4 protein-coding genes are annotated in these 7,221 nt (G+C 74.6%); 2 read left to right on the forward strand and 2 right to left on the reverse strand.

What is annotated here, in order from left to right; all coding sequences use genetic code 11:
* Positions 1 to 94: 94 nt before the first annotated feature.
* A complete protein-coding gene (locus ABZ464_RS51695) occupies positions 95 to 3,208 on the reverse strand; it encodes a beta-N-acetylglucosaminidase domain-containing protein (RefSeq protein WP_359289948.1) in 3,114 nt (1,037 codons plus the stop codon).
* Between the two features lie 128 nt (positions 3,209 to 3,336).
* On the opposite strand from ABZ464_RS51695, the gene ABZ464_RS51700 reads away from it, so the two are divergent.
* Positions 3,337 to 4,527, forward strand: coding sequence for an MFS transporter (locus ABZ464_RS51700; RefSeq protein WP_359289942.1), 1,191 nt, complete (start codon positions 3,337 to 3,339; stop codon positions 4,525 to 4,527).
* 53 nt (positions 4,528 to 4,580) lie between these two features.
* Positions 4,581 to 5,945, forward strand: a complete 1,365-nt coding sequence (locus ABZ464_RS51705) for a pyridoxal-dependent decarboxylase (protein WP_359289944.1) — start codon at positions 4,581 to 4,583, stop codon at positions 5,943 to 5,945.
* On the opposite strand, the gene ABZ464_RS51710 is transcribed toward ABZ464_RS51705, so the two are convergent.
* Positions 5,907 to 7,118 carry a PP2C family protein-serine/threonine phosphatase gene (locus ABZ464_RS51710; RefSeq protein WP_359289946.1) on the reverse strand — a complete coding sequence of 404 codons (1,212 nt, stop codon included), beginning with the start codon at positions 7,116 to 7,118 and terminating at the stop codon, positions 5,907 to 5,909. The genes ABZ464_RS51705 and ABZ464_RS51710 overlap by 39 nt on opposite strands.
* Between the last annotated feature and the right edge of the window lie 103 nt (positions 7,119 to 7,221).

Here is a 7,221-nt window from a genome sequence, read left to right on the forward strand (position 1 = left end):
GTTTGGATCAGGTCGCAGGACATCGACGGGTCTGTTCGGTGCCGGTGAGCGGGGGCTGGCACGCGCATCTGCGGCCTGATCCAAACGACAGGCCCTAGGGGGTCAGGGCCACCGCCAGGGGATAGGCGCCGGTGGTGAAGGGGGTTCCGGTGCGTCCTGTCGCCACGTCGACGGGGACGAGGGCGTTGCCGTCGGCCGTCGTGACGTAGGCCGTGGTGCCGTTCCAGTTCAGGCCGATGTCGAAGGCCGACCTGCCGACGGTCACCGGGGTGCCCGGGGCGCCGGTCACCGTGTCGACGGGCGTCACCGTATCGCCGTTGCTCGGGCTGACCCACAGGGTGCGGCCGTCGGGTGAGAGCGCCAAGCCGTAGGCCTGGCCGTCGACCAGGAGGGTCGGCTCGGTGCTGTTGGTCGCGGTGTCGATCGGGGTGACCGTCGAACCGCCCGAGTCGGACACGTACACCGTCCGCCCGTCGGGCGCCGCGACCACGTTGAACGGGGCCGGGCCGACCGGGACCGCGGGCCCTGCGGTACGGGTCGTCAGATCGACCGGGGTGACCGTGGCGTCGTGGATGTCCGCCACGTACAGGGTGCGTCCGTCGGGCGTGACGGCCATGTTCTCGGGGCCGTCGCCCACAGCGATCGGGGGGCCCGCGCTGAGGGTCGCGGTGTCGACGGGCTGCACGGTGTCGTCCGTGTAGTTCGCGACCCAGAGCGTGGTGCCGTCGGGCGTGAGGGCGAGCCCGGAGGGGACGCGGCCCACCGCGACCGTGCCGGTGACCGTCCCGCCGGGCACGTCGATCACACTGACCGTGTCCGACCCCTGGTTCGCGGCGTACGCGGTCCGCCCGTCGGCGCTCACGACCACCTCGCCGGGGTGGGCGCCGACCTCGATCTCGGTACGCGCACCGGACACCGTGTCCACCGAACTGACCGACGCGCCGCTGAAGTTCGCCGTCAGCGCCCGTGGGGTCCCCGTGCCGTCGGCCACCCGGACGGGGATCGCCCGGGTGAGCACCCCCGAGCCGCCCGACACCACGACCGAACGGACGCCCGCCGAGGCGCCCGGGGCCGCCGTGAGGGTCACGGTGACGGTGGCGCTGCCGCCCGCCGGGACATCGACCGTGCCGCCGGCCGGGGACGCGGTGACCCCGGCGGGCACGGCGAGCGTCCAGTCGACGGACCGCGCGGTGGTGGAGCGGGCGTCGCTGAAGGCGAGGGCGACCGTGGCGCTCGCCCCGGGCTTCAGGGAGACGGAGCCGGGCGAGAAGGACGGGTCCACACCGGGGTCGGGGGCGTTCTCGATCGCCGTCGTGTAGAGGAACCGGTCCATCACGCCCGGCGAGATCTGCTGCGGGACCGCGTCCAGCGCCCTGCGCTCGCCGCGCAGCCGGTTCCAGTGCGCCGCCACGGCCTCGGTGTCGCCGCGCCGGCCGGCCAGCAGCAGGTCCACGGCGGTCAGCCCGGCGGTTCCGTAGGCGCCCAGCTTGTCCAGCCAGGCCGAAGTCTCGCTCAGGAAGGCGGGGTTGGCGAGGCGGGCGCGCAACTGGGCGGGGGTGGCGGCCATGTCGGTGAAGTACGCGCGCAGTGCGGCCGTCGCGCGGCCGAGGCCGCTGCCGGTCCCGTACGCCGTGCGGAAGGCGGCGATGAGCCGGGTGAGGGTGGGGGACTCGGTGGCGTCCAGCGGGGAGGAGCGGGAGTTCTCGGCGAGGATCCGCAGCCATGGCGCGGCTCCGGTCGCCGGGCCCGCGAGATCACGGACCGAGGCCGCAAAGGCCGTACCGGGATCGTAGCCGTCCGGGTTCCACAGGTAGGCGGCCGAGGTGAACAGCGCGAGCCGGCTCGCCTCGCCCTGGACCATCGGGTTGGCGGTGACGCCGACGGCCTCGCGCGCCACGTCCGCCTCCCGGCCCGTGTAGGGGCCGAGGAGCAGACGGCTGGTGGTGTAGTCGTTGACCGGGTAGTTGTCCCAGACCAGGATCGGATGGCCGTACACCTCCCGGGCCTGCCGTACCTGTGCCGCGGTGATCGTCGGCGCGATCACCCCGACCCCCGTCCACTCGACGACCACGTCCGGGTCCAGCCGCTCGCGCAGGGCCTTCTTGTACGGGGAGTCGGCGAGGTCGGAGTACTCGGTGGGGACCGTCTCCAGCGGCCGGAGGCCGGTGCGGCCGGCGGAGAAGTCCTGCCACACCCGGTTCAGCAGCCGGGCCTGGGCGGAACCGGCCGCGCCGCCCCCGCTGCCGAACTCCTCCTCGTCCGCGGGGCAGTTCCACTTCGTGTAGCTGATGTCGTCGAGCGGGACCGCGAAGGAGCGCACGCCGATGTCGTACAGCGAGGCGAACTTGCGGACCAGCGCGGCGCTGTCGGACGCCGAGGAGTAGCAGACCGACAGACCGGGGGAGAGGGCGTAGGTGAGGCGGACGTGGTCGGCGTCGGCCCGGTCGACGAGTTCGCGCAGCCGGTTCAGCTCGGCGGCCGGGTACGCGTCCCGCCAGCGCTCCCGCAGATACGCGTCGTCCTTGGGGGAGTAGACGTACACGTTCTGCTTGGTGCGGCCGTAGAAGTCCAGCTGGCTCAGCCGCTCGGCGTGCGACCAGGGAGTGCCGTAGAAGCCCTCGACCACCCCGCGCAGCCGGGCCGTCGGCCAGTCGCGGACCGTCACCTCGGGCAGCCGTGGGCCGGTCAGGAGCTGGCGGAGGGTCTGGGCGGCGTAGAAGGTGCCGGTGGTGTCGACCCCCGAGAGGGTGAGCAGGGCGCGTCCGGCGTGGCGGCCGGAGGCCAGGACGTATCCCTCGGCGGGCAGCCCGGCCGGGGATGCGACACCCAGCTTCTTCAACACCCCTTCGGCGGCGGGGTTTTCGTCCGGCCCGCCGACGGTGACGGTCAGCTCGGCGGTGGGCGGCGGACGGTCGCCGGCGGTGACGGTGACGATCCGGTCGGCCCCGGCGGCGCGCAGGGCGGCCTCGACCACCTTGCGGGCGGAGGGGTCGGTGCGCGGGCCCACGACCTCGACCACACGGTCGGGGACGGTGATCCCCCGGCCCGTGGTCTCCAGGTGGCGGGGCGTCGGCCAGACCTGGGGAGCCGGGGTGGCGGCGGCCGAGGGGACGGCGGGGAGCAGGGCGGCCAGCGGCAGGGTCAGCGCCAGGAGCAGGGCTCGGCCCCGGTGCCGGGGTCTGCGGGGGCGTGGGGGAGACAAGGTGATTGAAGTCACCGAATGAGGCTAGAGTCGCTGAATCAAACATTCAATGGTGCGGAGGGGAGGGCCGAGGGGCGGGACCGCCCCGGCACGTCGGCCAGGGCCTGGGCGGTCCCCCGGGTTACCGTCGGCGGGTGGACGGTAATCGCCGAGGGTGGGGTCCGTGTCTGCTCAGCGGGGCGGTGTTCGCCGTCTGCATGGCCGGCACCACGCTGCCGACCCCCCTCTACCCGCTCTATCAGGAGAAGTTCGGGTTCTCCGAGCTGACCGTCACCGTCGTCTACGCCGTGTACGCCTTCGGGGTCATCGGCGTCCTGCTGCTGACGGGCAACGCCTCGGACGCCGTCGGCAGACGCCCGGTCCTGCTGGCGGGCCTGGGCTGCGCGGCGGCGAGCGCGGTGTGCTTCCTGCTCGCCGGTGGGCTGGGCGCCCTGTACACGGGGCGGCTGCTGTCGGGCTTCTCCGCCGGCCTGTTCACCGGGGCCGCCACGGCGTACGTGATGGATCTGGCGCCGCGCGGCGGCTCCTCGCGGGCCACGTTCGTGGCGACGGCCGCCAACATGGGCGGGCTCGGCTGCGGTCCCCTGCTCGCCGGGGTGCTCGCCGAGTACGCGGCCCGGCCGCTGTATCTGCCCTTCGCCGTGCACCTCGTGCTGGTGGCCGCCTCGGCCGTCGTCCTGGTGCGGCTTCCGGAGACCGTGCGCGAGCCACGCCCGCTGAGCACCGTACGACCGCAGCGGCCCGGACTGCCCCGGCGGGTCCGGCCGGTGTTCGTGCCCGCGGCGATCGCCTCCTTCGCCGGGTTCGCGCTGTTCGGGGTGTTCACCTCGGTCAGCCCGGCGTTCCTCGCCGAGTCCCTGGACGTGCACGATCACGCCGTGAGCGGGGCGGTCGTCGCCCTGGCCTTCTTCGCCTCGACCGCCGGACAACTGGCCGTCGGCCGGGTCGGGGTGGGGCGGTCGCTGCCGATCGGCTGCGTCGTGCTCCTGGCCGGGCTGGCCCTGCTCGCGGGCGCCCTGCGCTGGGACCTGCTGGCGCTGATCGTGCTGAGCGCGGTCGTCGGCGGGTTCGGGCAGGGGCTGGCGTTCCGCGGGGCGCTGTCCGCGGTGGCCGGGGCGTCGCCCGCGGAGCAGCGCGCGGCGGTCATCTCCACGCTGTTCGTGGTGGCGTACGCCGGAATCTCGGTGCCGGTCATCGGGGTGGGCGTGCTGACGGTCTCGATCGGGCTGGAGGGCGCCGGGCTGGTGTTCATCGCGTCCATGGCCGTGCTCGTCGCGCTCGCGGCCGGCCATCTGCTGCGGCAGCCGGTGCCCACGAAGGCGTGAGCGCGGGAGGGCGTGGCTTGCACCGATCCGACCGCTGCTCCATAGTCCGAGGTATGGACGCGCGCGAGACGGCGCTGCGACGGGCACACGAGCACGCCGTCCGCTGGCTGGCCGGCCTGTCCGACCGTCCGGTCCCCGCCCGCGCCTCGGTCGACGCGATCGTGCGCGCGCTCGGCGCAGAGCTGCCCGACGGACCCAGCCCGCCCGCCGAGGTCGTCGACCTGCTGGCCACGGCCTGCGAGCCGGGACTCACCGCCTTTCCCGGCGGCCGTTTCTACGGCTTCGTCGTCGGCGGCACCGAACCGGCCGCGCTGGCCGCCGACTGGCTGGTCAGCGCCTGGGACCAGAACTGTGTGATGCGGGCCGCGTCCCCCGCGTACGCGGCGGCGGAGGAGATCGCCGGCGCCTGGCTGCTCGACCTGCTCGGCCTGCCGGGCGCGAGCGCCGTCGGCTTCACCACCGGCGCCACGATGGCGAACTTCACCTGCCTCGCCGCCGCCCGCGACGAGGTGCTGCGCCGCGCGGGACACGACGTCGCCCGTGACGGACTCACGGGCGGACCGGCCGTCCAGGTCGTCGCCGGCGCGGACCGGCACATGGCCGTCGACCTCGCACTGCGCTACCTCGGGCTCGGCGCACCCGACCTGGTGGCCGCGGACGACCAGGGCCGGATCGACCCCGAGTCCCTCCGGCACACTCTGGCGACCGGGCCCGGTCCCAGGATCGTGGTTCTCCAGGCGGGTGACATCCACTCCGGCGCCTTCGACCCCTTCGGTGAGGCGGTCCGGGTCGCCCGTGAGGCCGGTGCCTGGGTGCACGTCGACGGGGCCTTCGGGCTGTGGGCCGCCGCCTCCCCGGCGTACGCGCACCTCACGGCGGGCTGCGCGGAGGCCGACTCCTGGGCGACGGACGCCCACAAGACCCTCAACGTCGCCTACGACTGCGGTCTCGCCGTCGTACGCGACCCGTCCGTGCTCCGGGCGGCGATGGGGCTGCGCGGCGCCTACCTCATCCACGACGCACAGGGCGACCCCGTCGACAAGGTCCCCGAGCTCTCCCGGCGCGGGCGGGCCTTCCCCGTGTGGGCCGTGCTCCGCTCCCTCGGCCGGTCCGGCGTGGCCGCCCTCGTCGAACGGCTGTGCGGGCATGCCGCGGCGTTCGCCACCGGCATCGCCGCGATCGACGGCGCGAGCGTCCTCAACGACGTCGTCTTCACCCAGGTCTGCGCCGAGTTCGGCGACGACCGCCGCACCGACCGGGTGATCGACCGGCTGCTCGCCGACGGCACGACCTGGATCAGCGGCTCCCGGTGGCGCGGGCGGCACGTCCTGCGCATCTCGGTGAGCAACTGGTCCACCACGGACGAGGAGGTGGCGCGCTCACTGGAGGCGATCCGGCGGGCGGCGGCCGGGATCTGAGCCGGGGGAGGGACGCCCGGCGGCGCCTCGACGGGTGGGTTCCCCGGTGTCCCTACCCGCCCCGGCGGGGTCCAGACGGAGGGCGAGGACGGCCCGGTCGTCGTTGTCGGTGCTCGCCGACCAGCGTGCCGAGTCGGACCGCACGAACGACACCACCGCCTCCGGGTCCGGGGCACACTCCCCGCGGAAGCGCTCGCCGAGCCGTTGCAGGACCGGATAGAAGACACCGGCCGCGTCACGCGCCTCGCTCACCCCGTCCGTGTGCACGACCAGCACCTCGCCGGGCCCCAGCGGATGCACGGTCGTCTCGGCCCCGCCCGCCGCCAGGGCGCCCAGGCCCAGCGGCAGCCCCGGCGCCGTGACCAGCCGGCGGGCCTCCCGCGCGCCGACCACCAGCGGGGACGGATGCCCGCGGTCGACGATCCGCACCTCACCGCCGCCCGGCGGGAACTCCAGCACCAGCGCGGTCACGAACAGCTCGGGGTCGCCCTCCTCACCGGCCGGGCTGTTGCGGGCGATGCTGAGCTCCAGCCGCTCGGCCAGTCGGCTCAGGCTCCGCCACTCGTGCGCCGACACCCGGAAACTGCCCAGCACCGCCGCCACCGTCTGCACCGCGCCCAGCCCCTTGCCCCGGACGTCACCGATGATCGCCCGCACCCCGAACGGCGTCTCGCACACGTCGTACAGATCCCCGCCGACCAGCGTGCCGCCCTCCCCGGCCTCGTAGAACCCGGCGGCGTGCACGGGACCGAGCCGGCGCGGCACCGGCCGCAGCAGGGTCCGCTGCATGGCCTCCGCCACCGAGTGGGCCCGGATCAGATGCCGCCGGGTCCGCTCCCGCTGCCAGGCCAGCCCGACACTGGCGACGCCGATCAGGAACGTGCCGACGTACACGGCGACATGGTGCTGCTCCGCGAAGTGGCCGGGGCGCCGGGCCGCCATCCACATCTGCAGGCCCAGACAGACCACGGTCGACAGCGCGGTGCCGCGCGGGCCGCGCGTCGCGGCGGCGAGCGGCGGTACGGCGATGAGGATGAAGCTCACCGGCTCCCGGCCCCGGACGATCACCTCCACGAGGACGTCCACGGCCACCGCGATCAGCGGCAGCCACCACACCCACCCCCGCCGGGGCGACGGGGGCCGTAGCGCGGAGTCGAGGCTCTCGCGGGACACGGCGCGCCCTAGGGCCTGTCCGGCGGATCATGCCGCAGACGCGGGGCCTGGCACGCCCATCTGCGGCGTTGTCGTCGGTTGCCGACGCTCCGCGTCGACGCCC

This window comes from Streptomyces sp. NPDC005820 (assembly GCF_040630255.1).
Taxonomy (GTDB): Bacteria; Actinomycetota; Actinomycetes; order Streptomycetales; family Streptomycetaceae; genus Streptomyces.

What these genes read in the sequence shown, in the direction of transcription:
- ABZ464_RS51705 (WP_359289944.1), top strand. Translation starts at nt 4,581, where the DNA reads ATGGACGCGCGCGAGACGGCGCTGCGACGGGCACACGAGCACGCCGTC.